Annotated in this window: 25 protein-coding genes; 17 read left to right on the top strand and 8 right to left on the bottom strand. The window is 72.3% G+C overall.

Annotation, left to right across the window (positions count from 1 at the left end):
* Window positions 1–56: 56 nt before the first annotated feature.
* Window positions 57–1,091 carry a glycosyltransferase gene (locus ACQPZK_RS24895; RefSeq protein ID WP_433535286.1) on the bottom strand — a complete coding sequence of 345 codons (1,035 nt, stop codon included), beginning with the start codon at window positions 1,089–1,091 and terminating at the stop codon, window positions 57–59.
* A gap of 191 nt (window positions 1,092–1,282) precedes the next feature.
* Complete coding sequence (locus ACQPZK_RS24890) at window positions 1,283–2,512, bottom strand: cytochrome P450 (protein WP_433535285.1); 1,230 nt, start codon at window positions 2,510–2,512, stop codon at window positions 1,283–1,285.
* Window positions 2,513–2,731: 219 nt separating this feature from the next.
* On the opposite strand from ACQPZK_RS24890, the gene ACQPZK_RS24885 reads away from it, so the two are divergent.
* Entirely contained in the window at window positions 2,732–3,118 is a 387-nt protein-coding gene (locus ACQPZK_RS24885; protein WP_433535284.1) for a hypothetical protein, read from the top strand.
* Between the two features lie 99 nt (window positions 3,119–3,217).
* Here ACQPZK_RS24885 and ACQPZK_RS24880 read toward each other — a convergent pair whose 3' ends face one another.
* Entirely contained in the window at window positions 3,218–3,436 is a 219-nt protein-coding gene (locus ACQPZK_RS24880) for a DUF397 domain-containing protein (protein WP_007464035.1), read from the bottom strand.
* Window positions 3,437–3,505: 69 nt separating this feature from the next.
* On the opposite strand from ACQPZK_RS24880, the gene pepN reads away from it, so the two are divergent.
* The gene (gene pepN / locus ACQPZK_RS24875) at window positions 3,506–6,022 is read left to right on the top strand and encodes an aminopeptidase N (RefSeq protein ID WP_433535283.1); all 2,517 of its coding nucleotides are present in this window, start codon (window positions 3,506–3,508) and stop codon (window positions 6,020–6,022) included.
* A 99-nt stretch (window positions 6,023–6,121) separates the two neighbouring features.
* Here the strand turns inward: pepN and ACQPZK_RS24870 are convergent, their stop codons facing one another.
* Together ACQPZK_RS24870 and ACQPZK_RS24865 are read right to left on the bottom strand one after the other, a co-directional pair.
* A complete protein-coding gene (locus ACQPZK_RS24870) occupies window positions 6,122–7,336 on the bottom strand; it encodes an FAD-dependent monooxygenase (RefSeq protein WP_433535282.1) in 1,215 nt (404 codons plus the stop codon).
* Between the two features lie 160 nt (window positions 7,337–7,496).
* Window positions 7,497–8,156, bottom strand: coding sequence for a PadR family transcriptional regulator (locus ACQPZK_RS24865; RefSeq protein WP_433535281.1), 660 nt, complete (start codon window positions 8,154–8,156; stop codon window positions 7,497–7,499).
* Between the two features lie 106 nt (window positions 8,157–8,262).
* Between ACQPZK_RS24865 and nadD the strand changes: the two genes are divergently transcribed.
* From nadD to ACQPZK_RS24840, 5 genes are all read left to right on the top strand, one after another.
* Complete coding sequence (gene nadD / locus ACQPZK_RS24860; protein WP_433535280.1) at window positions 8,263–8,859, top strand: nicotinate-nucleotide adenylyltransferase; 597 nt, start codon at window positions 8,263–8,265, stop codon at window positions 8,857–8,859.
* A gap of 110 nt (window positions 8,860–8,969) precedes the next feature.
* Complete coding sequence (gene rsfS, locus ACQPZK_RS24855; protein WP_328419394.1) at window positions 8,970–9,377, top strand: ribosome silencing factor; 408 nt, start codon at window positions 8,970–8,972, stop codon at window positions 9,375–9,377.
* The gene (locus ACQPZK_RS24850) at window positions 9,374–10,003 is read left to right on the top strand and encodes a histidine phosphatase family protein (RefSeq protein ID WP_433535279.1); all 630 of its coding nucleotides are present in this window, start codon (window positions 9,374–9,376) and stop codon (window positions 10,001–10,003) included. The genes rsfS and ACQPZK_RS24850 overlap by 4 nt, the downstream gene beginning before the upstream one ends.
* Window positions 10,004–10,072: 69 nt before the next feature.
* Window positions 10,073–10,927 (top strand): DegV family protein, encoded by an 855-nt coding sequence (locus tag ACQPZK_RS24845; protein ID WP_433535278.1) that lies wholly within the window; start codon window positions 10,073–10,075, stop codon window positions 10,925–10,927.
* Between the two features lie 5 nt (window positions 10,928–10,932).
* Window positions 10,933–11,706 carry an SDR family NAD(P)-dependent oxidoreductase gene (locus tag ACQPZK_RS24840; protein WP_433535277.1) on the top strand — a complete coding sequence of 258 codons (774 nt, stop codon included), beginning with the start codon at window positions 10,933–10,935 and terminating at the stop codon, window positions 11,704–11,706.
* Window positions 11,707–11,757: 51 nt separating this feature from the next.
* Here ACQPZK_RS24840 and ACQPZK_RS24835 read toward each other — a convergent pair whose 3' ends face one another.
* Complete coding sequence (locus tag ACQPZK_RS24835) at window positions 11,758–13,236, bottom strand: arabinofuranosidase catalytic domain-containing protein (RefSeq protein ID WP_433535276.1); 1,479 nt, start codon at window positions 13,234–13,236, stop codon at window positions 11,758–11,760.
* Between the two features lie 204 nt (window positions 13,237–13,440).
* Between ACQPZK_RS24835 and ACQPZK_RS24830 the strand changes: the two genes are divergently transcribed.
* From ACQPZK_RS24830 to ACQPZK_RS24815, 4 genes are all read left to right on the top strand, one after another.
* On the top strand, window positions 13,441–14,286 hold the full coding sequence (locus tag ACQPZK_RS24830; RefSeq protein WP_433535275.1) for a helix-hairpin-helix domain-containing protein: 846 nt from the start codon (window positions 13,441–13,443) through the stop codon (window positions 14,284–14,286).
* Window positions 14,283–16,667, top strand: coding sequence for a ComEC/Rec2 family competence protein (locus ACQPZK_RS24825; RefSeq protein WP_433535274.1), 2,385 nt, complete (start codon window positions 14,283–14,285; stop codon window positions 16,665–16,667). The genes ACQPZK_RS24830 and ACQPZK_RS24825 overlap by 4 nt, the downstream gene beginning before the upstream one ends.
* Before the next feature lie 155 nt (window positions 16,668–16,822).
* Window positions 16,823–17,803, top strand: a complete 981-nt coding sequence (holA, locus tag ACQPZK_RS24820) for a DNA polymerase III subunit delta (protein ID WP_433535273.1) — start codon at window positions 16,823–16,825, stop codon at window positions 17,801–17,803.
* Window positions 17,800–18,216 (top strand): hypothetical protein, encoded by a 417-nt coding sequence (locus ACQPZK_RS24815; RefSeq protein WP_433535272.1) that lies wholly within the window; start codon window positions 17,800–17,802, stop codon window positions 18,214–18,216. The genes holA and ACQPZK_RS24815 overlap by 4 nt, the downstream gene beginning before the upstream one ends.
* Window positions 18,217–18,293: 77 nt before the next feature.
* Here ACQPZK_RS24815 and rpsT read toward each other — a convergent pair whose 3' ends face one another.
* Together rpsT and ACQPZK_RS24805 are read right to left on the bottom strand one after the other, a co-directional pair.
* Window positions 18,294–18,560: a 30S ribosomal protein S20 gene (rpsT, locus tag ACQPZK_RS24810; protein WP_433535271.1), complete on the bottom strand. Its 267-nt coding sequence runs from the start codon at window positions 18,558–18,560 to the stop codon at window positions 18,294–18,296.
* A gap of 285 nt (window positions 18,561–18,845) precedes the next feature.
* Window positions 18,846–19,814: a phosphotransferase gene (locus tag ACQPZK_RS24805; RefSeq protein ID WP_433535270.1), complete on the bottom strand. Its 969-nt coding sequence runs from the start codon at window positions 19,812–19,814 to the stop codon at window positions 18,846–18,848.
* A gap of 60 nt (window positions 19,815–19,874) precedes the next feature.
* On the opposite strand from ACQPZK_RS24805, the gene ACQPZK_RS24800 reads away from it, so the two are divergent.
* The 6 genes from ACQPZK_RS24800 to ACQPZK_RS24775 all read left to right on the top strand — a co-directional run bounded on the left by ACQPZK_RS24800 (window position 19,875) and on the right by ACQPZK_RS24775 (window position 26,362).
* Window positions 19,875–20,411, top strand: coding sequence for a DUF4240 domain-containing protein (locus tag ACQPZK_RS24800; protein ID WP_433535269.1), 537 nt, complete (start codon window positions 19,875–19,877; stop codon window positions 20,409–20,411).
* A 116-nt stretch (window positions 20,412–20,527) separates the two neighbouring features.
* Window positions 20,528–22,405, top strand: a complete 1,878-nt coding sequence (gene lepA / locus ACQPZK_RS24795; protein WP_433535268.1) for a translation elongation factor 4 — start codon at window positions 20,528–20,530, stop codon at window positions 22,403–22,405.
* A gap of 349 nt (window positions 22,406–22,754) precedes the next feature.
* The gene (locus ACQPZK_RS24790) at window positions 22,755–23,039 is read left to right on the top strand and encodes a GlsB/YeaQ/YmgE family stress response membrane protein (RefSeq protein ID WP_422736453.1); all 285 of its coding nucleotides are present in this window, start codon (window positions 22,755–22,757) and stop codon (window positions 23,037–23,039) included.
* 226 nt (window positions 23,040–23,265) lie between these two features.
* Window positions 23,266–24,552 carry a sugar ABC transporter substrate-binding protein gene (locus ACQPZK_RS24785; RefSeq protein ID WP_433535267.1) on the top strand — a complete coding sequence of 429 codons (1,287 nt, stop codon included), beginning with the start codon at window positions 23,266–23,268 and terminating at the stop codon, window positions 24,550–24,552.
* Window positions 24,549–25,535 (top strand): carbohydrate ABC transporter permease, encoded by a 987-nt coding sequence (locus ACQPZK_RS24780; protein WP_433535266.1) that lies wholly within the window; start codon window positions 24,549–24,551, stop codon window positions 25,533–25,535. The genes ACQPZK_RS24785 and ACQPZK_RS24780 overlap by 4 nt, the downstream gene beginning before the upstream one ends.
* Window positions 25,532–26,362 (top strand): carbohydrate ABC transporter permease, encoded by an 831-nt coding sequence (locus tag ACQPZK_RS24775; protein WP_422736451.1) that lies wholly within the window; start codon window positions 25,532–25,534, stop codon window positions 26,360–26,362. Before ACQPZK_RS24780 ends, ACQPZK_RS24775 begins: the two co-directional genes overlap by 4 nt.
* Window positions 26,363–26,401: the final 39 nt, after the last annotated feature.

Here is a 26,401-nt window from a genome sequence, read left to right as displayed (position 1 = left end):
GCGAGCCGTCGCCGTATCTCCCCGCGATCTTGCACTTTGTGTTGTCGTTCTGTCGGCTAGAGCGGCTTTTGTCGCAGCAGAAAGTGCAAGATCGCGGGAGTCTCGTGGCGGTGGGCTGGTGTGCGGATTCTGGTGTTGCCGTAGCGGACTCCGCCTTTCAGCAGGCGCTGGGTCACCGCCAGCCAGCTGCAGAATCCGCGTTCGAGGAGCCAGAGCGGGGCGGCCAGCGTGGTGGTCGGTGGAAAGACGGTGATGCCTGCGGCGCGGCGGCGACCCGCCTCGGCCAGGGCGACGACGCCGGCCGTCATGCCGAGCAGCAGCCGAGGCCGGCGGGCTGCGACCACCGTGGCCAGCGCGGGAAGGACCGCCAGCGCGGTCAGCAGGCGGGCCGGCTGGGCCAGGTCGTCGTACGCCTGGCGGACCCGCTGGCCCCGAAAGTGCGCCGCGTCCGGCGGCAGTCGGCGTACGTACAGCCAGGGTGGCGCGGCCTCGACACCGCCGTGGGCGCGCACGGTACGGATCAGCTCCAGGTTCTCGAAGAGCACATCGGGGTCGTACCCGCCCATGGCGAGGAACGTACTGCGCCGTACCGCGAGGGTGCCGGGGTAGTCGTTGCCGAGGGCACGGTTCAGCAGCGTCCGCCCGGTGTCCCACCAGGCGTGCCACGGCAGCGGGTCGAAGTAGTTCTGCGGCCGGACCAGGTCGACCCGGTCCAGGAGCCGGTGCACCGCGTGGAGCCCGGCCTCGTCGTACCGGACGTCGTCGTCGGCGATCACCACGTGCTCGTGGCACGCCGCGCCGACCCCGGTGTGCACACCCACCACCTTGCCGTTGAGCCCTCGCCGGGCGCGGTCGGGCCGAAGGTGCCGCACCAGCGGGCGCCAGGCCGCCGCGTGCCGGGCGAACAGCTCCGGTGGTGACCCGTCGACCACGATCACGTCGACGAGACCGCTCAGTCGGCGCAGGTAGCCGGTCAGCTCGTCCAGGCCGGCGTCGGTGTGCCAGCGCAGCGGCAGGACGTACGCCATCGGCAGGGCCGCCGCCGGCGGGCCAGGTTCGCGCCGGGCGTCACCGGGGACCGGAGAGGGCATCGGCGCCTCCTGGGCGGGTGGGTACGGTGCGTGGCCGCCCGCTGCACCTGCCCCTCGGGCAGCTCCGCAAACCCGGACAAGCCGTCAACGCCCGGACATAGCCTCAACGCCCGGACAAGCTGTCAACGCTCAGACAAGCCGTCAACACCCGGACAAGGCGTCAACACCCGGACATGCCGGTCCGGACGGACTCAGGCGCGGCGGACGTTGGTGACGGTCATCCGGCTGGGCGGCAGAACGGGCATGCGGCGCAGGTCCAGGCGGAGATCCTGGGGCGGCACGTCGTAGCGCATGCCGCCGGTCAGGTGGCTGACCGCCCGCTTCATCAGGTCGATGGTGATCCACTCGCCGGCGCAGCGGTGCCCGGTGGTGTGGTCACCGCCGCCCTGCGCGATCAGCGCGAACGGGTCCACACGGCGGTCGGCGAACCGCTCGGGGCGGAACAGTTCCGGTTCGGGCCAGAGCGCCGGGTGGTGGTTCGTGCCGTAGAGGTCGAGCAGCACCCGCCGGCCCTGCGGAAAGTGGTGGCCCTGCCAGTCGAAGGAGCGCCGGACCCGGGCCGCGGCCATCGGAAAGAACGGGTAGTAGCGGCGTACCTCCTGGACGAACTGCTCGGTGGCCTCGTCGTCGCCGCGGACCCGTTGCCGCCAGCCCGGATGGTCGCGCAGGGCGAGCGCGGCGAAGACGATGTACCGGTCCACGGCAACCGTGGGACGCAGCAGGTTGAGCAGTTCGACGGCGGCGGTCCGGCGGGGGAGCAGCGCCCCGCGCGTGTCGCGGTGCTCGGCGACGACCCGTAGCGGGCTGTCGGCCGGGGCCGGGTGGATGCCGACGCGGGTCTGTTCGACGAGGTCGCCGATCCAACGTTCGGCGCGGCGGCGGGCGAGCAGGCCCCGCCAGTGCCGTGGGCCGACGACCGCCGGGCCCTCGATCATGGCGTGCAGGTCGACGGCCCGGCGGTTGACCTGCGCCGTGGCCAGCGGCACGCCCGCCCAGGCGCAGACCACCCGGGTCAGCAGCCGGCCCAGCTCGTCGTAGAGCGGCACGGCTCCGGCCGCCTCCCAGGCGGGAATCCGTGCCTGCCACTCGGCGTCGAAGAGGCGCCCGAGCCGCCCGATCGCCGGCGGCGTCATGATCGACATGAACATCGCCTTGCGGTCGGTGTGCGCCGCGCCGTCCAGCCCCTGCACGCCGCCCCGACCGGTGAGCGTCCGCTGGATCCGCAGCGGCATGGCGCTCTCGCGCTGGAAGCGTTCGTTGTCGTAGAACAGGACGGCGGCCGGCCGACCCCGCAGGCAGATGGTCGGCGCGAGCAGGATCCGGGTCGAGAAGACGTCGCTGCCGAGGCGGTCGCAGCGTTCTCCGATGAACCGGTAGCCGGCGCGCAGCAGGGCGAGGGTGCTGTCCGGCATGGTCGCCATCGGGCCTCCTGGAGGTTCCGGCGGCGGCCCGTGTCGCCGCCGGGGCACGTCTACCCGAGTGACCGCCGCGCAATCCCCGCGTCGACAGCGCGTCCGCTGGCCCCTCCCACGGGCGGCGGAACCTGGTTTGCTGACCGGTGGGGCCGTCGCCGGCCGGCATGGCCGGTCGACGGGGGCGACCCCGGCGGGCCGAGGTGTCCACGACCACGGGGAGGACGAATGCACGACAACAGGTCGCCGCGGTGGCGGCAGCGGCGGGCGGTCGAGGCGCCGGGCGCGGGCCGGGCCGCGCGTCCGCTGATCGGTCCGCCCGGTCGGCCGGCACGACCCCGCCGGTTCTTCACCGTGCACCTGGGCTTCACCGCGCCGGGCGCGGCCGACGCGCGTGAACAGGCCGTGGCGTACGCGGAGGCGCTGAGCCTGCTCCGCCCGGAGTTGGCGCTCGGGGCGGCGGCCCTGTCACCGGCCGACGCCTGGCACCGGGCCGAGCGGCTGTTCTGCGGCGCGGTCGGTCCGGACGGCGAGCGCTGCGTCGACGTCGCCGACCACCCCGGCTTCCACCACGCGCCCGGCCCGGGTGGTCTGGGCTGGGGCGACGGCGACTAGGGCGGGTGACAAGTCGCACCGCGCGCCCGCACCCGACGGCGCGACCCGTGCCGGTGTCCTCTCCCGAGGACGCCGGCACGGGCGACGACCGACGGCCGATCAGTCGAGGTCGAACTCGCCGTCCTGCGCGCCGGCCACGAACGCGTCCCACTCGGCCTGCGTGAAGACCAGCACCGGGCCCTCCGGCTCGGCGGAGTTGCGCATCCCGATCAGGTCGTCGACGAAGGCGACCTCGACCGCGCTCTCGGAGGTGTCCCCCTCGGCCCGTTGCCAGACCGCGCGGGAGAGGTCGAAATCGCCCTTGGGGTGCTGCGCCATGGTTCTTTCCTCCACTGCAGGGGGCCAGGTGGGGACCGCCTGCCGATCCCCATCGGGCAGGATAAGCGGATGCCGAGCCTGACCCGTGTAGAGGCGACCGCGCGTGGCGCGGCGATTACTGTCGAGTCCTATCACGTGGACCTCGATCTGACCGGCGACGGCGATCTGTTCCGATCCCGCGTCGAGATCAGGTTCCGGGCGACCGCCGGGGCCGCCACCTTCGCCGAGGTCAAGCCGGCGAACCTCCTCGGGGTACGCCTCAACGACCGCGCCGTGGATCCCGCCACGTTGACCGACAACCGACTGCCGCTCGCCGATCTCGACACGACGAACACGCTCGTCGTCGAGGCGGAGATGGCGTACTCCAATGCCGGGGAGGGGCTGCACCGCTTCGTCGACCCGGCGGACGGCGAGACCTACCTCTACGCGATGTCGTTCCTCGACAACGCCCAGCGCATCTTCGCCGCGTTCGACCAGCCCGACCTGAAGGCCCCGTTCACCCTCACGGTCACCGCGCCGCCGCAGTGGACGGTCTCCGGCAACGCGGAGGTGGTCGCCACTCCGGCCCCGGGACGCTGGGAGTTCGCCCCGACCGCGCCGCTGGCAACGTACTTCTTCTCGCTGATCGCGGGGCCGTACCACGTCCGTCGGTCCGAGCACGACGGCATCCCGCTGGCGCTCTACTGTCGACGGTCCGTCGCCGAGCACCTGGACGCCGACGCCGAGGAGATCTTCGACATCACCGGGCGCTGCCTGGACCGGTTCCACCAACTCTTCGCCGAGCGCTACCCGTTCGGTAAGTACGACCAGGCGTTCGTGCCCGAGTTCAACGCCGGCGCGATGGAGAACCCGGGCATCGTCACCTTCCGCGACGACTACGTGTTCCGTTCGGCGGTCACCGACACCCAGCGCGAGGTGCGGGCCACCACCATCGCGCACGAGATGGCGCACATGTGGTTCGGTGACCTGGTCACCATGCGCTGGTGGGACGACCTGTGGCTCAACGAGTCCTTCGCCGAGTACCTGGGCACCCGGGTCACCGTCGAGGCCACCCGCTTCGACCAGGCGTGGACCACGTTCGCCATGCGCCGCAAGGCCTGGGGGTACGCGGCCGACCAGCGTCCCTCCACCCACCCGGTCGCGCCCCCGGAGGTGGCCGACGCCGACGAGGGCCTGCTCAACTTCGACGGCATCTCGTACGCCAAGGGCGCCGCCGTCCTGCGGCAACTCGTCGCGTGGCTCGGCGACGAGGCCTTCCTCGCCGGCCTGAACGCGCACTTCGCCGCGCACCGCTTCGGCAACGCCACGCTGGCGGACCTGCTGACCAGCCTCTCCGCCGCCAGCGGCCGGGACCTGTCCGGTTGGGCCGAGCTGTGGTTGCGCCGACCGCAGGTCAACACGTTGCGCGCTGAGGTCGACGTCGACGCCGACGGCCGCTACACCGAGGTCGCCGTGGTGCAGACCGCCCCCGCGTCCCATCCGGTGCTGCGTCCGCACCGCATCGGCGTGGGGCGGTACGCGGCGGACGGCACCGTGCGGCGCGACGAGGTGGATCTCGACCCGGCCGTCGACGGCGGCCGGACCGTGCTCGGCGCGTTGACCGGCGAGCCGGCGGCCCGGGTGCTGCTGCTCAACGACGGTGACCTCACCTACGCCAAGGTGCGCCTCGACGAGACGTCCGCGGACGCCGTCGCGCTGGTGCTGCCGGGCCTCGCCGATCCGCTCGCCCGGGCGGTGCTCTGGGGCGAGGCGCTGGACGCGGCGACCGACGGTGAGCGTCCGGTCGGCGGCCTGGTCGACCTGATGGTCGCGGCGCTGCCCGCCGAGACCGAAGTGATCATCGCGGAGGACGTGCTCCTTCTCAGCCGGTCGCTGGTGGACCGCTACCTCGACCCGCTGGCCCGTACGACGGCGCTGGCCCGGGTCGCCGAGGCGTGCCGGCAGCTGCTCGACGGGGCGCCGGCGGGGGAGTCGTTGCAGCTCGCCGCCGCCCGAGGCTGGATCGCCGCGACCACCGACAGCGATCTGCTCGTCGGCTGGCTCGCCGGCCGGGACGTGCCGCCCGGGCTGGCCGTCGACACGGAACTGCGGTGGGCGGTGCTGCGCCGGCTCGTGGTGCTGGGCGCGGCGGGCGAGGCGGAGATCGCCGAAGAGGCGCGGGTCGACGTCAGCGCCGCCGGCGCGGAGCAGGCCGCGTACTGCCGGGCCGCCCTGCCCGACCCGGGCGCGAAGCAGGCGGCGTGGGAGACCATCGCGCACGACACCGAGCTGTCCAACCGACTGCTCGAGGCCACGGCGGAGGGGTTCTGGCAGCCCGAGCAGGCCGAACTGACCGCCGCGTACGTCGAGCGGTACTTCGCCGACATGCCGGCCGCCGCTCGTCGGCGTACCCCCTGGACGGCCGACCGGGTGGCGAAGCTGGCCTTCCCCCGCTACGCCGTGGCGCAGCCGACCCGGGAGGCGGCCGCGGCGTTGCTGGCCCGCGACGACCTGACGGCGGGCCTGCGGCGGGTCGTCACCGACGCCGACGACGACCTGCGGCGGGCGCTGGTGGCGCGCACGGCGGTGGCCGCCGCCTCGGCCTGAGGCCGACGGGGTGGCGTGGCCGGCTCGGTCCGAGGCCGAGCCGGCCACCCCGGGAGCGGTCGGACGCGGGGTGGCTCGGCGGCCACCCCGCGCCCCCGTCTACCGCAGGGCGGGTTCCGCCGTGACCGGCGCGTCGAAGTCGATGACGTAGCGCTGCTCGTGGGCGATCGTGCGCTCCGGGTCCATGGCGGTCCGCACCAGCAGCGGCATCAGCAGGGGCATCAGCGTCCGCGCGACCGGCCCGGGCGCCTTGGCGTGGTTGATCCGTGCCGCGCGGGCGGCGACCTTCTCGACCCGGGCACGGCGCAGCCGCACGTACGCCTCGAACGCCGACGTCACGTCGGGCAGGTCCCGCAGGCAGCGGGCGAGCTGCACCGCGCTCTCGATGGCGAGCGAGGCGCCCTGTCCGGAGCTGTTCGACGGCGCGTGCGCCGCGTCGCCGACCAGCACCATGCGGTCCCGGTGCCAGTTCGGGACGGGCGGCATGATCTGCAACGCGCCGACCACCTGGAGGTCGTCGGCCGAGCTGGTGGCCATCAGCTCCCGGCCCGGGTCGTCGTCACCGTAGGTGGCACGCAACGTGTCCAGCCACTGCCGCGCCGGCACCGCGCGGGCCTCGACGAGGCTCATCGGTCGTTGCCCCGGCAGGTTGGCGCCCCAGCGGGTGCCGCCACCCGGCTCCGGCCAGTACAGGTAGTAGCCGCGCCGCCCGAAGGCGAACGTCATGGTGCCCGCCTCGGCGTCCACCTCGTGTCGGGCGACCGCCTCGAAGCCGAGCAGTCCGGTGAACCGGGGGCCGGGCGCGGCCGGGTCGATGAGGCCACGGACCGTGGACCGGATGCCGTCCGCGCCGACCAGGACGTCGGCGGTCGCCGTGGTGCCGTCCTCGAAACGCGCGGTCACGCCGTCGTCGGTGTGCGTGACGTCGACCAGTCGTCTGCCGTAGGCGAAGGTGATGCCCTCGGCGACCGCCCGGTCGTGCAGCACCCGGTGCAGCTCGGCTCGGTGCACCACGCGCAGCGGCGGCACCCCGGCCAGCATCGGCAGGTCGATCCGGCGGGCACCGACGGCCATGACGCTGCGGTGGACGGGTGTGGCGATCGCCGTCACCGCCTCGTCCGCGCCGACCGCCCGTAGGGCTGCCACGCCGTTGGGCGCGAGCGCGAGGGTGCCACCGATGCCGCCCGCCCCACTGGCGGTCGCCGGGTACGCCTCGGCGACGGTGGCGGTGATGCCGGCGCGGTGCAGCGCGAGGGCCGCCACCGGTCCGGCGATGCCGCCGCCGATGACGAGCGCGGTTCGTACCGTTGTCATGCTCTTTCTCCCTGGTGTCGTCGCATGGGTGCGGACGAACCGTCCTGGGAGGGAACCCGGTTATCCTCGTGGTTGCCGCTTCGGGCCGGGTGCCTGCTCAGGTGTCGGTTCGAGGTAGGGCTCCGGCGGGGTGTTGGCGCACCCCGCCGGAGCTGTCTTCTCAGTCGGCGGTGTCGGGGTCGCTGCTGGTCCTTCCGGCCAGCTCGGTCAGCTCGGCCGGCATCTCGCCGGTCTCGTGGAAGGCCCGCCAGGTGTCCAGCCCCGGGTAGCTTCCCGAGGTCAGCTCCGCCAGCAGGGTCCGCAGCCAGGTGGCCTCGGCGGCCCGGATGGCCAGGTCGTACTCGCTCTCCACGAGAAACAGGCGCGGGATCTCACGCAGGTGGGCGTCGAGCGTCTCGCGGTCACGGCGGAGCGCGTCGTCCAGTCGGTCGAGCCGCTGCCGGAGCAGGTCGATCGCCTCGTCGGGGTGCAGGGCGGCGAGCACGGAGAGGCCGGCCCGGAAGCGGGGATGCTCCGGCATGGGCGTGCCGACCAGCTCCCGCGCCCAGTCGACCAGCTCGGCCCGGCCCGCCTCGGTGATCCGGTAGACGGTCCGTTCCGGGCGTCGGCCCTCGCGGACGCTCTCCACGGCGGCGATCAACTGGTGTTTGTCCAGATTGCGGATCACCGTGTAGAAGGAGCCCCACTTGAACTCCATGTCCTGGTCCTTGCCCCAGGCGCGCAGGGTGCTGGCCATCTCGTAGGGGTGCATGGGCCGCTGGACGAGGGCGGAGAGCACGGCCAGCGCCATCAGGTTGCCGACCTTGCGTCGCTTCGGCATGACGCACCTCCCGGATAATCGTCGACGAGTATACGCAGACGAGTATCCGTGTGACCAGGTATCGGGCCGTCACGACCGGCTCCGACGCGCGGCCTACGATCACGGGGTGGAGGAAGATATCCGGCGGATCGGGATCATGGGTGGCACCTTCGACCCGATCCACCACGGGCACCTCGTCGCGGCCAGCGAGGTGGCGGACCGGTTCGGCCTGGACGAGGTGGTCTTCGTCCCCACCGGGCAGCCGTGGCAGAAGGCTGACGAACCGGTCAGCCCCGCCGAGGACCGGTACCTCATGACGGTCATCGCCACCGCCTCCAACCCCCGCTTCCAGGTCAGCCGCGTCGACATCGACCGCAGCGGCCCGACCTACACGGTCGACACGTTGCGCGACCTCCAGGCCGAGTACGGCCCCAAGGTCCAGCTCTTCTTCATCACCGGAGCGGACGCGCTGCAACGCATCCTCTCCTGGAAGGACCTGGACGAGATCTTCGAGCTGGCCCACTTCATCGGTGTGACCCGGCCCGGTTTCCCGCTGACCGACAAACACCTCCCGGCGGACACGGTCAGCCTGGTCCAGGTGCCCGCGATGTCCATCTCGTCGACCGACTGCCGTGCCCGGGTCGCCCGGGGCGAACCGGTCTGGTACCTGGTGCCCGACGGTGTGGTGCAGTACATCGCCAAGCGGCGCCTCTATCAGCCGTGATCACGTCCGGTATGCGCCGGTTGGTACGTCTAACCGACCAGAACTGACGGGTCGGGACCTCGCCGGGTGTGAGACGCTTGGTGCATCGCACGCCTGATCGAAGGAGAACGGTGACAGTTTCCGAACGCGCGCACGAGCTGGCAATCGCCGCCGCCCAGGCCGCCGCCGACAAGAAGGCGCAGGACATCGCGATCATCGACGTCGGCGACCAGCTCGCCATCACCGACGCGTTCCTGCTCGCCGCCGCCCCCAACGAGCGCCAGGTGCTCGCCATCGTCGACGCCATCGAGGAGCGCCTGCTGGAGCTTCCGGAGAAGGCCAAGCCGATCCGGCGCGAGGGCGAGCGGGGTGGCCGCTGGGTGCTGCTCGACTACGTCGACATCGTGGTGCACGTGCAGCACACCGAGGAGCGCGAGTTCTACGGGCTCGACCGCCTCTGGAAGGACTGCCCCACCATCCCGTTCGTCGACCGCGACCTGGTCGAGGCCGACGCCGGCGGGTCCGCCGCAGCCGAATGACCCGACTGATCGTCTGGCGGCACGGCAACACCGACTGGAACGCCGCCAACCGCGTCCAGGGGCAGACCGACGTACCCCTCAACGAGCTGGGCCGCGACCAGGCCCGCGCCGCCGCGCCGCTGCTCGCGTCGCTGCGGCCGGACGCCATCGTGTCCAGCGACCTGGGCCGCGCCGCGGAGACCGCCGCGGCGCTGGCCGCGCTCACCGGGCTCGGGGTACGCACCGACGCCCGGCTCCGCGAGCGGCACTTCGGCCAGTGGCAGGGCCTGCACCTCACCGAGGTCGCCGAACGCTTCCCGGGCGAGTACGCGCGCTGGCGGGCCGGCGACCCGGCGCCCGGCGCGGATCTGGAACCGCTGCACGAACTCGGTGAGCGGGTCGCCGCCGCGTTCCTGGCGGCAGCCGACGCGACTCCCGGCGGGACGGTGGTCATCGCCACCCACGGCGGCGCGTCCCGCCAGGGCGTCGGTCATCTCCTCGGTTGGCCCTCCGACGTGCTGCGCACCATCGGCTCACTGGCCAACTGCCACTGGACCGAACTGCGGCACGACGACGTCCGGGGCTGGCAGCTCCGCGGCCACAACGTCGGCCTCGTCACCGCCCCGGCCGTCGTCGACGCGGTCTGAGCGCCGAACCGGCCCGGGTCGGCGCTCGCACCTCGGCGCGGCACGTCGTGATCGGCTAGCGTGCCGGGCATGCCCGTCGCGGTCGTCACCGACTCCACCGCCTACCTCCCACCCGAGCTGGTGCTGCGGCACCGGCTGACCATCGTCCCGCTGACCGTCGTGCTCAACGGCGCGGAGGGGTTGGAGGGGGTGGAGACCCAACCCGCCGACGCCACCCGAGCGCTGGGCGAGCGGCGGGTGTCGGCCAGCACGTCCCGCCCGGCGCCCGAACAGTTCGCCCGGACGTACCGCCGCCTCCTCGACGACGGCGCCGACGGTGTCGTCTCGGTGCATCTCTCCGCCGGCCTGTCCGGCACCGTCGAGGCGGCCCGACTGGCCGCCGTCGACCTCGGTGGTCGGGTCGAGGTCGTCGACAGCCGCTCCACCGGCATGGGGCTCGGTTTCCCGGCCATCGCCGCCGCCATCGCCGCCGAGGAAGGGGCGGACCTGGCCGGCGTACGGGACGCGGCGCTCGCCGCGGTCGCCCGGACCACCATGTGGTTCTACGTCGACACCCTGGAGTTCCTCCGCCGGGGCGGCCGGATCAACGCCGCCGAGGCGCTGCTCGGCACCGCCCTGTCGGTCAAGCCGATCATGCACATGCCGGACGGCGCGATCGTGCTGCGCGAGAAGGTGCGTACCGCCAGCCGGGGAATTGCCCGGCTCGTCGACCTGGCTGTCGAGGCGGCCGGCGACGACGAGGTCGACCTCGGCGTCCACCATCTGGCCGCGCCGCAGCGCGCCGAGGCGCTGCGCGCCGCGCTCACCGCACGCCTGGGCGAACGCGTGCACGACACGTACGTCTCCGAGGCGGGCGCGGTGGTCGCCGCGCACGCCGGGCCGGGTCTGGCGTGCGTGGTCGTCCACCGTCGGCCTCGGGGTTGACCGCGGTGGCCGGCACGTGCGTGGTGACCGGCGGCGGCCGTGGCGTCGGCCGGGCCGTGACGCAACGGCTGGTGACGACCGGCGTCACCGTCGTCGTCGTGGAGCGCGACGCCGAGGCGGTGGACTGGCTCGCCGGGCATCCGGCCGCGGATCGCCTGCTGGCGGTCGTCGGCGAGGCCGGGGACGAGCGGGTGGCCGCGCACGCCGCCGAGGTGGCCGAACGCGTCGCCCCGCTCACCGGCTGGGTCAACAACGCGGCGGTCTTTCGCGACGCGGCCCTGCACACGGCGTCGGCCGACACCGTGCTGGACCTGATCGGGCTCAACCTGCGCCCGGCCGTGGTGGGCGCCGCCGTGGCGGTACGCCGCTTCCTGGCCGCCGGCACGAGCGGCGCGATCGTGAACGTCTCGTCGCACCAGGCCCGCCGGCCGGTGCCGGGCGCTCTGCCGTACGCCACGGCCAAGGCCGCCGTCGAGGGGCTGACCCGGGCGCTGGCCGTCGAGTACGGGCGGCACGGCATCCGCGCCAACGCCGTCGCGCTCGGCTCGATCGCCACCGAGCGGCACGCCGAGTTCCTGGCCGCGCAGGAGCCCGCCCGGGCCGAGCAGATCGACGCCGAGCTGACCCGGCTGCACCCGGTGGGCCGGATCGGGCGTGCCGACGAGGTGGCGGAGGCGGTCGCGTACCTGCTGTCGCCGGCCGCGAGCTTCGTCAACGGGGTGACCCTGCCGGTGGACGGGGGACGGGCGGTCCTCGGCCTCGACCCGGAGGCCCGCTGACCCGGTGTTGTCGGGCCGCCTCCGTCCGGAGGCGGCCCGACGGCTGCCCGCTCAGCTACGCAGGGACCACTGCTGGTTCTGTTGCCCGTTGCAGGCCCAGAGGATGAGTTTCGTGCCGTTGGCGGTGGCGGCGCCGTTGGCGTCCAGGCAGAGCCCGGACTGGACGCCGGTGAGGGTGCCGTTGGCGTTGACGTTCCACTGCTGGTTCGCGCCGCCGTGGCAGTCCCAGATGATCACCTGAGTGCCGTTCGCGGTGCCCTGGCCGTTGGCGTCGAGGCACTTGTTGCCGTACACCTGGATCTGCTTGCCGGCCGTCCAGGTCCAGCGTTGCGCGGTGCTGTTGCTGATGCAGTCCCACAGTTGCACCTGGGTGCCGTTGGTGCTGGTGCCGTTCGGCACGTCGACGCAGCGACCGGACTGCGCGCCCACGATCTGGGCGTTCTGCTGCGGGTTGCCCCCGGCGGCCGGGGTGTAGGCGGCGGCGGTGATGTTGGCCTGCACGGCGTTCTCGGTGGCGGCCGACGGGAAGCCGGAGGTCAGCACGCCCTCGAAGAAGGTGCCGCGACCGGTGATGCTGTTGTCGCCGCCGATGCCGAGGAGGATCGCTCCCTCCTTCTTCATCGGGTGGTAGCCGGCGGGACGCGGGCCGTCGAAGTAGGTCGTCAGGCTGCCCGACTGCGCGCTTCCACCGCGGATCGCCCAGTGGTTCGACTCGCCCTTGACCATGGCCGTCACGAAGCGGTGGTTGATGGACGGGATGTTGTTGTAGCCCGCGTTCACGCCGGAGAACAGGCCCCACTCCAGGTCGGCCATGATCCAGGGGCCCGCGCCCGCTCCGTAGCCCCACTGCTTGTTCGCGCCGAAGTAGACCGTCTCCATGATCGCGCGCTCGTCGGCGAGGACGTTGGTCTGCGCGTTGCCGTAGTCGAAGCAGCACCACTGGTTGTAGTGCGTGCCGTCGACGATGGCGTAGATGCCCTCGGGCTGGTCGCCGGTCGCGACGCCGTTGGTGTTGTTGTTGCGGTAGCCGGTGCCGGGGGCGATGTAGACGCCGTACGCCTTCTGGCCGCCGATGGTGACCGGTGCCGCCTTCGCGTCGGCGAGGTTGTCGTACCCGCCGGGCGCCGGGCCGGTGAACCCACCCGGAGGGGCCTGGGTGAGCCGGTTGTTGCGGCCGGACTGGTCGTAGATGATCGTGATGACGCAGCTCGTGTTGGCGCAGAACGTGTCCTGGGTGGCGGCGTTGGCCACGCCACCGGCGCTGAGTACGCCGACGTCGCGGGTGGTGTTGTCCGACGATCGGCGAACCTGGTAGAGCGGACCGTCGTACGCGCCGTACAGGGCCCGGGTCGTGCTGTGCGCGGCGACGCACGGCGTGCCGCCGGAGGCGTAGATGTCGCACGGGCCGGTGCCGGCCGCACGGGCGACGCCGGGCGTCTCCGTGACCAGGTAGACGCCGGTGCCGGCGACGAGGACCAACAGGGTCCCCGCTGCGGCCAGCAGGCGGTGCAGCCTTCTCTTCACGTCCATGGTTCCCCTCAGGTGGCGGTGGTGGTGGGGGGCGATGATAGCGCTAACATTAATCCTCATCCATGAATGCGCGCTACCTCCGAGCGGCCCCAGGGCCGTACCAGACGCGAGCATGATCAGGGCGTTGTCCACAGAGGCGTCGGCTGTCCACAGGCCGGTCCGGGAGGCACCCGTCGTGGCGTCCGGGCGTCCTAGCGTCGTCGCGTGTCAGAGGACGAGGAGACAGAGGTACGCCAGCGTCTGCGCCGGCTGACGGCTCCGGCGGGTGATGCGCTGTCGGCTGCGTCCGGCGCAGAGCCCCTTTCCTGGGCGGGATCGTCCGAGGTGTCGGTGTCCGGCTCCTCCGGTGTGCCGACCTCCGGGGCCGGTGGATCGACGGCGGCGGCGGACGGGTCGACCGGCCTCGGCGGCGGCGCGGCACGCCTGCCCGGCCCGGGGGCGTTCGACCCGGGGCGGCGCGGGGTACGGGCGTTGGCGGCCGTGGCCCTCGTGGTGGTGCTGGCCGCCGCCGGCTGGGCCTGGCGGTCCCGGCCGCACGCCGAACCGGTTGCTCCGCCGGTCGCCGAGGCCACTCCAGGCGGCGCGGCGGGGGCCGTCAGCCCGTCGGCGTCCGGCGAGCTGGTGGTGGCGGTCGCGGGCAAGGTACGCAAACCGGGGCTGGTACGCGTACCGGCCGGTGCCCGGCTCGCCGACGCCCTGCGGGAAGCCGGCGGCCCGCTGCCCGGCGTCGACGTGGCGCTGCTCAATCCCGCCCGCAAGGTGACCGACGGTGAGTTGATCGTCGTCGGGGTGACGCCGCCGCCACCACCGCCAGCGGGCGCGGCCGGCCCCGCTGCCGGTGGTGCGCCGGCCCCCGGCGGAGTGTTGAACCTCAACACCGCCACCCTCGCCCAACTCGACGCGCTGCCCGGGGTGGGGCCGGTGCTCGCCCAGCGCATCCTCGCCTACCGGGACCAGCACGGCGGGTTCACGGCCGTCGGCGACCTGCGCCAGGTCGAGGGCATCGGGGACGCGCGCTACGAGCAGCTCAAGGATCTGGTGACGGTGTGAACGGTCCACCCGTCGTCGGTGACCCGCCGCCACCGGATCTCCGGCTCGCCGGACTGGCCGTGGCCGCCTGGCTCACCGCGCTCGCCGGCCTGCACCTCGGCCCCCGGCCAATGCTCCTGGTGGCCGGCGGGGCAGCCGTGTCGACGGCGCTGAGCGCCCTGCACCTGCTCGGTCGGCTCGGTCGCCCCGGGCCTCTCGCCCGCCGTCACGGCTGGATCGTCGTCGCGGTCGGCCTCGGCGTGCTCTGCGGCGCGGCGGCGACCTCGGCCCGGCTGGTCGTCCGGGACGCGCCGCCGGTTCGTGCCCTGGCCGAGAAGCGTGCCCCGGTGACCGCCGACCTCGTCGTCCGTGACGATCCGCGCCCGATCCGCTCCGCCGGGCGTCCCGGGATGCTGCTGGTGTCGGCCGAGCTGATCCGGCTGACCGCTCCCGACGGTGAACGGCTCCGGGCGTCGGTACGGGTGCTGGTCCTCGCCACCGACCCGGCCTGGCGAGGGCTGTTGCCGGGGCAGCGGCTGACCGCCGAGGGGCGGCTCGGCGTGCCGCGCGGTGGTGACCTCACCGCGGCGGTCCTCGCCACCACCGGTCCACCCGAACGACGCGGTAGGCCGTCGTGGGCGCAGCGCGCCGCCGGCACCCTGCGCGCGGGTCTGCAACGGGCCTGCGCGCCGCTGCCCGACGACCCGGGTGGCCTGCTGCCGGGGCTGGTGGTGGGGGACACCAGCCGCCTGCCGCCCGCCGTCGAGGAGGACTTCCGGGCGACCGGCATGACGCACCTCAATGCCGTCTCGGGCAGCAACGTCGCGATCGTGGTGGGTGCGGTGCTGCTGGTGGCGCGCTGGGCACGTGCCGGCCCGTGGCTCGCCGGTGTGCTCTGCGGAGTGGCGCTGGTGGGCTTCGTCATCCTGGTGCGTCCGTCGCCGAGCGTCGTACGGGCCGCCACGATGGGGGCGATCGGGCTCGTCGCGCTGGCCGCCGGCCGACCCCGGGCCGCGCTGCCCGCCCTGGCCGCCGCCGTCACCGTGCTGGTGCTCGTCGACCCCGAGTTGGCCGGCGACGCCGGGTTCGCGCTGTCCGTACTGGCCACCGGAGGTCTGCTGCTGCTCGCGCCGCGCTGGCGGGACGGGCTGCGCCGCCGGGGCGTACCGGCCGGGTTGGCCGAGGCGTTGGCGGTTCCGGCGGCCGCGCAGGTGGCCTGCGGGCCGGTCGTCGCCGGGATCTCCGGCACGGTCAGCCTGGTGGCGGTGCCGGCCAACCTGCTGGCGGTGCCGGCCATCGCGCCGGCGACGGTGCTGGGCGTGACGGCCGCCGTGCTGTCACCGGTCTGGCCGGCCGGGGCCGGGTTCGTCGCCTGGCTGGCCAGTTGGCCGGCCTGGTGGCTGGTCGTCATCGCCCGCCACGGCGCCCGCCTCCCGGCCGGCACCCTGCCGTGGCCGGGTGGGGCATGGGGCGCCCTGCTGCTGGCCGGGCTGACCGTGGCGCTGCTGGTGGCCGCGCGCCGACCGCTGGTGCGCCGATTGGTGGCGGTGGTCGCCGTCGCCGTACTCGTCGGCGCGCTCGGGGTCCGGTTGGTGGCCGGTGGCTGGCCGCCGCCCGGCTGGGTGGTGGTGGCCTGCGCCGTGGGGCAGGGTGACGCCCTCGTGCTGCCGGTCGCGCCCGGTCGGGCGGTGCTCGTCGACACGGGGCCGGAGCCGGGCGCGGTGGACGCGTGTCTGCGCCGGCTCGGCATCCGGGAGGTGTCGCTGCTGGTGGTCAGCCACTTCCACCTCGACCACGTGGGCGGGGTGGCCGGGGTGTTCCGGGGGCGCCGGGTGGCCGCCGTGCTGACCCCGTCCTCGACCGATCCGGCGAGCGGACGGGCGGCCGTCCGCGCGGCGGCGACCGGTGGTCGGGCCACGATGCGGGACACCACCGCCGGGGCACGTCACCGGATCGGCGGTGTCGAGCTGCTGGTGCTCGGTCCGCCGTACCCGCTGGGCGGCACCCGCTCGGACCCGAACAACAACTCGCTGGTGCTGCGCGCCACGGTCGCCGGCGTCTCGGTCCTGCTGCCCGGTGACGCCGAGACCGAGGAACAGCACGCCGTCCTGGTCCGGACGCCGCCCGACCAGCTGCGGGCGGACGTGTTGAAGGTCGCGCACCACGGCTCGGCGTACCAGGACGAGGGCTTCCTCGCCGCCGTTCGGCCGGCGGTCGCGCTGGTACCCGTCGGCGCGGGCAACACGTACGGGCACCCCAATCCGGCACTCCTGGGCCGGCTGAGCAGGCACGGCGCCCGGGTCCTGCGGACCGACACCGACGGTGACGTGGCGGCGATCCGGACGGCCGACGGGCTGGCGGTGGCCCGTCGAGGCCTACCGCCGGGACGTCCACCACCGTGATAGGCGCGTGGAAATTGCGCGCACTCGGCCGGAATCTCAACCGCCTTGCGGATTAAATGGTAGACCGAGGCAAATGTCTGGATTTGCGCTAAGTGCGGGCTGCGCCGACCGGGCGGCCAATGAGCAGGCCCGTACCCGCCACAGGCCGTGCGAATATGGGCGACGTGACCCCCGCCAGCCTCGCCCCCATTGTGCTCGTCCTCGGCGACGAGGAGCTGCTCGCCACGCGCGCGGTCTCCGAAGCCGTCGAACGGGCCCGGGCCACCGACCCCGAGGTGGACGTTCGCGAGTACCAGGCGGGTGCGCTCACCGTCGGCGAGATAGCCGAGATGCTCAGCCCGTCGCTGTTCGGCGGCCGGCGGCTGCTCATCCTGCGCTCCGGCCAGGACGCCCGCAAGGACCTGGTCGCCGCGCTGCTGGCGTACGCGAAGAATCCCGACCCTGAGGTCCAGCTCCTGGTGCTGCACCTGGGCGGCGCGAAGGGCAAGGCGTTCGCCGACGGGCTGCGGTCGGCCGGCGCGACGGTGGTCCCGGCGGCCAAGCTCAAGGGTCACCGCGAACGGGTCGCCTTCGTCCGCGACGAGATCCGCCGGGCCGGTGGCCGGTGCGCCGACGACGCCGCCGAGGCGCTGATCGCGGCGGTCGGTAACGACCTGCGCGAACTGGCCGCCGCCTGCTCCCAGCTCATGGCCGACACCGACGGGCGGATCAGCGCCGAGACGGTGTCCCGTTACTACCGGGGGCGGGTCGAGGTGACCGGCTTCACCGTGGCCGACGCCACCATGGTCGGCGATGTGCCGGCCGCCCTGGAGGCCCTGCGCTGGGCCCTGCACGTCGGCGTCGACCCGGTGCCCATCGCCGACGCCCTGGCCGACGGGGTGCGGACGGTGGCCCGGGTGGCGTCGGCCGGGCGGGGCAACGCCTACCAGCTCGCCAGCAGCCTCGGGATGCCGGCGTGGAAGATCGAACGGGCGCAGCGACAGGGGCGCGGCTGGACCCCGGAAGGACTGGTCCGGGCCATGCAGGTCGCCGCGGAGTGCAACGCGGCCGTCAAGGGGGGCTCGGACGACCGGGCGTACGCCCTGGAGCGGGCGGTCTTCTCGGTGGCGGCGGCCCGGCAGGGCAGCACGCGGTGACGGGGCCGAACCGTACGGCGTGGACCACCGTGTCCGCCGACGAGGAGCGGTACCGGCCGCTCTACGCCCGGCTTCTCGGCCTGCGGTTCGTCAACCCCGGTGGGGTGCTCTGCTTCCTGTTCTTCGAGGGCACCATCGCCCTCGCCGTGCTGCTCGCCCTCGCGGAGTTGGTCACCTGGTGGGCGGTGCTGGTGCTACCCGTGGTCGTGGCGGCGATGGTCAAGCTCAACGACGTGGTGGCCGCGGTGGTGGTCCGTTCCGCCGCGCTCGTACCCGAGCAGGAGCGGGACCGCTTCCGCCGGCAGATGGAGCCGGTGGTCGGCCGGGCCCGGGTCGAGTGGAGCGCCGCGACTCCGGTGGTGGTCACGACCGATCCGGTGCGGCCCCGGCGCCGCAGGGACCCGCTGAACTGACGGCCGACGCCTCGTGGACACACGGAAGCCCCGGACCGAGGTCCGGGGCTTTCCGAAATCTGTCTGACGGTGAAGCGTCAGGCGGAGAGCGACACCACGCGCTTCGCGATCGCGGACTTGCGGTTCGCGGCCTGGTTGGCGTGGATCACGCCCTTGCTGACGGCCTTGTCCAGCTTGCGCGAGGCGTCCTGCATGAGGGCGGTGGCCTGCTCGACGTCACCGGCCTCGGCGGCCTCGTTGAACTTGCGGACGGCGGTCTTCAGCGACGACTTGACCGACTTGTTGCGCAGCCGGGCCTTCTCGTTCTGCCGGTTGCGCTTGATCTGGGACTTGATGTTCGCCACGCGACAGCCTCGTCTTATAGCTCGGGTTGGTCAGCTTGTGCACGGCAGGACGACATGCGCCATCGCCGCGCGAATAGCCAGGTTACCAGGTCGTCCGGGACGAGCCAAAACGGCTCCACCTACCGTGCGTGTGCGACTTCCGCGCCCAGCCCCGGGCACTCGAGCCGTGATCCACCCGGCTTCCTGGAAACCAGGGTATCCGTCGCCCGCTGACCGCCCGACCTCCCTGAACCCGAGTGGATCACGACTCGGCGCGGGGACCTCGGCGCGGGGACCCCGGCGCTGTCAGCGCCAGCCCTGCCGGTCGGTGAGCCAGCGGAGGGCCTGCTCGCCGCTGGACCGCTGGTGTGCCGCCCGCTGCGGCGAGGTCGTCACCGCCGCCGCGCCGGTCAGGTAGTAGCCGGCCAACGCGGCGAGGGTGGCGTCCAGCGCGTCCGGGGGAGCACCCGTGGCCGCCGGGTGCGCCGCGAAGATCCGGTCGACGTCCAGACCGCCGGCGTACGCGGTGAGCAGCAGCGTGACCAGGTCGAACCAGGCCGGCCCGGTGCAGGCCCAGGTCCAGTCACAGAGCCAGGCCCGGCCGTCCGGGTCGATGAGCACGTTGTCCACCCGCAGGTCGCCGTGGATCACGCCGGTCGCCCCGTCCGCGTACTCCGGAAGGCGGGACTCCAGCATCACCAGCTCGGGGAGTCGGCCCCGGGCGGCGGCGGGCAGCGCCGGGAGCGGCTCCCGGCCCGCGGCGACCTCCTCCCACCAGAGGATGTCCGAGCGGGCCAGGTCGGCCAGGCGGGGCAGGCCGAGCGAGGTCAGGCCGGTCGGTGGGTCGGCGAGGGCGGCGGCAACCTCGGCGTACGCGGCGAGCGTGGCGTCCAGCTCGGCACGCGCCCAGGGCAGGCGTGGGAGGTGGCCGTCGACCGCGTCGGCGCAGAGCACGAACCAGCCGGCCGCGTCCAGCGTCCACCGCAGGCGGGGCGCGGGCAGGTCGACCGGCAGCCGGCCGAGGATCGCGGCCTCCCGGGCGTACCCCTGGGTCAGGTGCGGTTGCGCGACGGCGGGTGCCGCCTTGACGAAGGCCCGGCCGCCGTCGGCGGTGCGGAGCACGGCGGCGAAGCCCCGGGTGAAGCCGGCGGTGGCGGTCCGGGCGGTGACCACCGGCGCGCCGAGCCGGTCGGCGATCGCGGCCCGCAGCGCCGCCGGCAGCTGCGGCCACGACGGGCGCGGCGCGCCCGCGTGGTACGGCGGTGGGGAGGACACCCCACCATGCTGCCCGGGGTACGTGCGCGGCGCGCGGCGACACTGCCAGACTGCCAGACCATGAGGACCGAGGACTTCTGGCAGCTGATCGACCAGGCCCGTGCCGGGGGCGGGGGTGAGCCCGGGCCGGTCGCCGCGCGGGCCGTGGCGCTGCTCGCCGAGCGCGATCCGGAGGACATCGTCGGGTACGCCCAGCACCAGGCCCGGGTCCTGGCGGCGTCGCACAAGGCGGACCTGTGGGGCGCGGCGTACCTGATCAACGGTGGGGCGTCGGCGGAGGGCTTCGAGCACTTCCGGGGCTGGCTGATGACCCAGGGTCGGGCGGTGTTCGCCCGCGCGGTCGGCGACCCCGACTCGCTGGCCGAGCTTCCCCAGGTGCGCGCGGCGTCGCTGAGCGGGGAGGAGTTCTCCGCCGAGCAGATGCTGGCGGTGCCGTGGGACGCCTACCGCAGGGCCACCGCGTCGGATCTGCCGACGGATCGCGAGCCGGTCCGGACGCCGGACCTCAACGACTTCTGGGACTTCGACGACGAGTCCGAGGCCCGCCGCCGGCTGCCCCGGCTGGCCGCGCTCTTCGTGGAGCCGCCGATGGAGTGATGCGTCCCGGGACCGATCCGTCGCCCGCGCAGTGGGCGTACGCCGGCGGCGTGGGAACATGGAGGGGGTCGGCGGCGCGCCGGCCTGTTCACGTCAGCCGACCAGAACGGACCGCTGTGCCACCGAAGCTCGATCCCGGCGCGAACGCCCCTGGTGCCACCGACCCCGGTCGCATCCGGAACTTCGGCATCATCGCCCACATCGACCACGGGAAGTCGACCCTGGCCGACCGGATGTTGCAGCTCACCGGCGTGGTCGACCCCCGGCAGATGCGCGCGCAGTACCTGGACCGGATGGACATCGAGCGCGAACGCGGCATCACCATCAAGAGCCAGGCCGTCCGCATGCCGTGGACGATCCGCGAGGGCGAGCGGGCCGGTGAGCACGCCGTGCTCAACATGATCGACACCCCGGGGCACGTGGACTTCACGTACGAGGTGTCCCGGTCGCTGGCCGCCTGCGAGGGCGCCGTGCTGCTGGTCGACGCCGCCCAGGGCATCGAGGCGCAGACCCTGGCCAACCTCTACCTGGCCCTCGAGAACGACCTGCGCATCATCCCGGTGCTCAACAAGATCGACCTGCCGGCCGCGCAGCCGGAGAAGTACGCCGAGGAGTTGGCCCACCTCATCGGCGGCGACCCCGCCGACTGCATCCGGGTCTCCGGCAAGACCGGCGAGGGCGTCCCGCACCTGCTCGACGAGATCGTCCGGCAGTTCATCCCACCGGTCGGCGACGCCGAGGCGCCCGCCCGGGCGATGATCTTCGATTCGGTGTACGACGTCTACCGCGGCGTCGTCACCTACGTCCGGGTCATCGACGGCCGGATCAGCGCCCGCGAGCGGATCAAGATGATGTCCACCGGCGCGGTGCACGAGCTGCTGGAGATCGGCGTCATCTCACCCGAGATGGTCAAGGCCGACGGGCTCGGTGTCGGTGAGGTCGGCTACCTCATCACCGGCGTGAAGGACGTCCGGCAGTCCCGGGTCGGTGACACGGTCACCATCAACAGTCGGCCGGCCGAGGAGCCGTTGGGCGGCTACAAGGACCCGAAGCCGATGGTCTACTCCGGCCTCTACCCGATCGACGGGTCCGACTACCCCAACCTGCGCGAGGCTCTGGACAAGCTCAAGCTCAACGATGCCGCCCTGGACTACGAGCCGGAGACCTCCGGCGCGCTCGGCTTCGGCTTCCGCTGCGGCTTCCTCGGCCTGCTCCACCTGGAGATCATCCGGGAGCGGTTGGAGCGCGAGTACAACCTCGACCTGATCTCCACCGCGCCCAACGTGGTCTACCGGGCGATCCAGGACGACGGCACCGAGATCGTGGTGACCAACCCGAGCGAGTACCCGACCGGCAAGATCGCCGAGGTGTACGAGCCGGTGGTTCGGGCCACCGTGCTGACGCCCAACGACTACGTGGGCGCGGTCATGGAGCTGTGCCAGGGCCGGCGCGGCAGCCTGCTCGGCATGGACTACCTCTCCGCCGACCGGGTGGAGCTGCGCTACACGCTGCCCCTCGCCGAGATCATCTACGACTTCTTCGACCAGTTGAAGAGCCGCACCAAGGGGTACGCCTCACTCGACTACGAGCCCTCCGGCGAGCAGGCGTCCGACCTGGTGAAGGTGGACATCCTGCTGCACGGCGAGCCGGTGGACGCGTTCAGCGCCATCGTGCACAAGGACAAGGCGTACAACTACGGCGTCACGATCGCCGCGAAGTTGCGGACCCTCATCCCGCGCCAGCAGTTCGAGGTGCCCATCCAGGCGGCCATCGGCAGCCGGGTCATCGCCCGGGAGACCATCCGCGCGATCCGCAAGGACGTGCTCGCCAAGTGCTACGGCGGTGACATCAGCCGTAAGCGCAAGCTGCTGGAGAAGCAGAAGGAAGGCAAGAAGCGGATGAAGATGGTCGGCCGGGTGGAGGTCCCGCAGGAGGCCTTCATCGCCGCCCTGTCCTCCGACTCCGGCGACGCCAAACCCACCACCAAAAAGTAACCCCCCAAACCCCCCGACCCCGGCCTCCACCCCACCCGCTTGCCCGCGGTGATCAAGAGATTCGCGTCATCCGAAGCCCGGATCCTGACGCGAACCTCTTGATCACCGGGGCGGCCGGGGGTGGGGCCGGGGATTTTTTTGGGGTCAGGTTCTGGGGTTGTCGCCCTGGGCAACATGTTGTCTGAGCTGTGTGGACGTGTTTCCGCGCCAACCGACGCAGCCAGTCGGCATCGACGCCGGCAACTTCTTGTGCGGGTGAGTCGGTTTGGGATTTTGGTGGGTCGGGAACTTAGCGGTCACGACAGGAAGCACACGTTGTGTGTCAGACATTCTTTGAAGGAGGGCGACCGTGGAGCTCACCGTGTGGGGCATCATCACTGCCATCGTTGTTGGTCTCATCGTCGGGGCGCTCGGCCGCCTGGTTGTTCCGGGCCGCCAGAACATGCCGATCTGGCTGCACCTGCTGATCGGTATCGGTGCGGCTCTGCTGGGTACCGTGCTGGCGCGGGCGATGGGTATCGCGACCGAGACCGCTGGTGTGGACTGGACGGAGCTGCTGGTGCAGGTCGTGGTGGCGGCGATCGCGGTCGCGCTGGTGGCTGGTGTGGGTGGCCGCCGCCGCGTCACCCGGTAACAACCTGGCATCACCGCAGGACCTGTAAAGAGCGCCCGGCCGGTTGGCCGGGCGCTCTTTCGTGACGTCCTGCCCAGATTCGGCCCGGTTCCGTGGGTCTCTCGCGTCGGCGACCTGCGATACGGTCGCCAGGCTTCGGCCGGTCCGCCCACTGTCGTAAAGGATTTCTTCGTACTAAGGTGCGGCGGAGAAGGTTAGTGCCAGGCGACGCGAGGGGAGAAGTGGCGTGAACAGGTGGAAGCGGTTGGCCCCGGTCACTGCCGTGGTGGCCTCGGTCGCCATGGTGATGGGCGGCTGTGGGGGCTCCGGCGAGGAAGCGACCGACGACAGCAAGCTCACGGTCTGGATGATGGGTGAGGGCGGCGACGCCCAGAACGCCTTCCTCGACGGCGTGGAGACCGAGTTCCGGCAGAAGCACCCGGACACCGATGTGGTGGTGCAGTACATTCCCTGGCTCGAGGCGCCCAAGAAGTTCCAGGCCGCGCTCGCCGGTGGTGAGGGCCCGGACATCACCGAGCTGGGCAACACCGAGACCCAGGGCTGGGCCGCGCAGGAGGCGCTCGCCGACGTGAGCGGCCGGATGGGCGGTTGGGCCGACGGCAAGGATCTGCTGCCCGACCTGGTGCGCAACGCGCAGCTCGACGGCAAGCAGTACGGCGTCCCGTGGTACGCCGGCGTGCGCGCCATCTACTACCGCACCGACTGGTTCGCCGAGGCGGGCGTGCAGCCGCCGAAGACGTGGGACGAGCTGGTCACCGTCGCCAAGGCCGTGCAGGCCAAGAAGAAGGGCACCTACGGCATCGCGTTGCCGGGCAACTCCGAGCTGCCCTTCTACTCCTTCCTCTGGGGCGCGGGCGCGGAGATCGCCACCAACCAGGGTGGCGCGTGGAAGTCCGGCTACTCGACGCCGGAGGCGCAGCGGGCCGTCAAGTACTGGACCGACCTGGTCACCGTCCACAAGGTCGCCCCGCCGGCCGCCGCCGGCTGGAACGAGATCGACGCGCGGACGCAGTTCGCCACGGGCAAGGCCGCGATGGCGTTCGCCGGTAGCTGGCAGCAGGGGGCCATCAAGAAGGACAACCCCGAGATCGAGAAGGTCTGGGGTACGTTCCCGATCCCCGGCCCGGACGGCAAGGCCGCGCCCGGTTTCGCCGGTGGCTCGGACGTGGCGATCTGGAAGGACAGCGAGCGGCAGGACCTCGCCTGGGACTACCTGACCGTGCTGCTGAACAAGAAGAACGCGCAGAGCTTCGCGAGCAGCCTCGGGTTCTTCCCCGTCTACAAGGACCTGGTCGCCAGCGACACGTACGCCAACGACAAGGTGATGGCGGCGTTCGCCACCACCATGCAGAACACGAAGCTCACGCCGCTCACCCCGAAGTGGGTGGAGGTCAGCCGGACGAAGACGGTGACCCAGGCGATGAACAGCTCGGTCATGAAGGGTCAGAAGACGGTCGAGAAGGCTACCGCCGACGCGGCCGGTGAGATGGAAAGCATCCTCAACGCCAAGTGACCACGCTGACCGAGGTGCCGGAGACGTCCGCCGCGCGGGAGACCCCCGCGCGGCGGCGTCCCCGGGTCGACCGCCTGCCCTACCTGCTGCTTCTGCCCGCACTCGTCATCATCGGGGTGCTGCTGCTCTGGCCGCTCGGCCAGGTGGTGGCGATGTCCTTCTACCGGCTCAACAGCGTCCGGCAACTGCGTGGCGACCGGGAGTGGCCGTGGGTGGGGCTCGGCAACTACACCGACATCCTCACCGACCCGTTCTTCCTGACCGTACTGCGTAACACCGTGCTGTTCGCCGCGGCGAACGTGTTGCTCACGATGGTGCTCGGCACCCTGGTCGGACTGCTGCTCAACCGGCTCGGCCGCAAGATGGCGACCTTCGTGGCCAGTTGCGTGATGCTCGCCTGGGCCACTCCGGCGCTGACCGGCACGATCGTCTGGAAGTGGATCTTCGACGACACGAGCGGCCTGGTCACCTGGCTGTTCAACGCCCTGCCGGACGGGTTCTCGAACGCTCTGTTCGGTCGCAGCGACTGGACCGGTTACGGCTGGTTCAACTCGCCGCTGCTGTTCTTCGCCATCCTCACGTTGGTGGTCGTGTGGCACTCGTTCCCGTTCATCGCGGTGAGCGTCCTCGCCGGCCTCAAGAGCGTGCCGAGTGAGCTGCACGAGGCGGCCCGGGTGGACGGCGCGAGCCCGTGGCGGGTCTTCTGGAAGATCACGTTCCCACTGTTGCGACCGGTCTTCGGAATCCTGATCGTGCTCTCCACCATCTGGGACTTCAAGGTCTTCACGCAGCAGTTCGTGCTGGCCGGCGGCACCCAGGACCGCCCGACGTTCATGCTCTCGATCTACTCGTACGCCGAGGCCTTCTCACCACCGCCGAAGTACGGGCTCGGCGCGGCCATCGCGGTGATCCTCACGTTGATCCTGCTCGTGGTCACCGGCTTCTACGTGCGGATGGTGCTCAAGCAGGAGGACGAGTCGTGAAGAAGGTCGCCCTCAACGCCGCCGGGCTGCTGGTCGCGCTCTTCGCGGCCTTCCCGGTCTATTGGATGATTTCGACGTCGCTGAAGCCCAGCAGCGAGATCTTCTCGTCCACCCCGCAGCCGGTGCCGACCCATCCGACGCTGGCGCACTACCGGGAGATCCTCACCGGCAACCTGATCCCCGGGGTGACCTTCCTCGACTTCTTTGTCAACAGCGCGATCGTCGCGGTGTCCACGGTGGTGCTCAGTGGTCTGGTCGCCCTGCTCGCGGCGACGGCGGTGGCCCGGTTCCGCTTCAAGCTCCGGACCAGCTTCCTGATCATGTTGCTGATCGTGCAGATGATCCCGTTGGAGGCGCTGGTCATCCCGCTGTTCCTGATGATCCAGCGGCTCGGGCTCTACAACACGCTGCCCAGCCTGATCCTCACGTACCTCGGCTTCTCGCTGCCGTTCGCGGTGTGGATGCTGCGCGGCTTCGTCGCGGCGGTGCCCAAGGAGTTGGAGGAGGCGGCGGCCATCGACGGTGCGAGCCGGGCCCAGACGTTCCGCCGGGTGCTGTTCCCGCTCGTCGCGCCCGGGCTGGTCGCGACCAGCATCTTCTCCTTCATCACCGCGTGGAACGAGCTGATCTTCGCGTTGACGTTCATCAACGACCAGGGTCGCTACACCCTGCCGGTGGCGATGACCTTCTTCTTCGGCCGCGACGACACCAACTGGGGACCGGTCATGGCCGCCTCCACGCTGTTCACCCTGCCGGTCATCATCTTCTTCCTGCTGGTGCAGCGGAAGATGGTCTCCGGCCTGGTGGCCGGCGCCGTCAAGGGCTGAGCGCGCGGCGGGAGGCGGCTGCCGCACCGGGCCGTCGCT

It is taken from the genome of Micromonospora sp. CA-249363, assembly GCF_050950185.1.
Taxonomy (GTDB): Bacteria; Actinomycetota; Actinomycetes; order Mycobacteriales; family Micromonosporaceae; genus Micromonospora.
The sequence above is the reverse complement of the archived record's forward strand: the minus strand, read 5'-3'. Positions and strand labels throughout refer to the sequence as shown.

Excerpts from the sequence above, each read along its gene's own strand:
- ACQPZK_RS24885 (WP_433535284.1), top strand. The coding sequence starts at position 2,732 with ATGCACGACAACAGGTCGCCGCGGTGGCGGCAGCGGCGGGCGGTCGAG.
- ACQPZK_RS24880 (WP_007464035.1), bottom strand. The coding sequence starts at position 3,436 with ATGGCGCAGCACCCCAAGGGCGATTTCGACCTCTCCCGCGCGGTCTGG.
- ACQPZK_RS24890 (WP_433535285.1), bottom strand. The coding sequence starts at position 2,512 with ATGGCGACCATGCCGGACAGCACCCTCGCCCTGCTGCGCGCCGGCTAC.
- ACQPZK_RS24800 (WP_433535269.1), top strand. The coding sequence starts at position 19,875 with ATGAGGACCGAGGACTTCTGGCAGCTGATCGACCAGGCCCGTGCCGGG.
- pepN (WP_433535283.1), top strand. The coding sequence starts at position 3,506 with ATGCCGAGCCTGACCCGTGTAGAGGCGACCGCGCGTGGCGCGGCGATT.
- ACQPZK_RS24870 (WP_433535282.1), bottom strand. The coding sequence starts at position 7,336 with ATGACAACGGTACGAACCGCGCTCGTCATCGGCGGCGGCATCGCCGGA.
- ACQPZK_RS24865 (WP_433535281.1), bottom strand. The coding sequence starts at position 8,156 with ATGCCGAAGCGACGCAAGGTCGGCAACCTGATGGCGCTGGCCGTGCTC.
- ACQPZK_RS24845 (WP_433535278.1), top strand. The coding sequence starts at position 10,073 with ATGCCCGTCGCGGTCGTCACCGACTCCACCGCCTACCTCCCACCCGAG.
- ACQPZK_RS24835 (WP_433535276.1), bottom strand. The coding sequence starts at position 13,236 with ATGGACGTGAAGAGAAGGCTGCACCGCCTGCTGGCCGCAGCGGGGACC.
- holA (WP_433535273.1), top strand. The coding sequence starts at position 16,823 with ATGGGCGACGTGACCCCCGCCAGCCTCGCCCCCATTGTGCTCGTCCTC.
- ACQPZK_RS24850 (WP_433535279.1), top strand. The coding sequence starts at position 9,374 with ATGACCCGACTGATCGTCTGGCGGCACGGCAACACCGACTGGAACGCC.
- ACQPZK_RS24895 (WP_433535286.1), bottom strand. The coding sequence starts at position 1,091 with ATGCCCTCTCCGGTCCCCGGTGACGCCCGGCGCGAACCTGGCCCGCCG.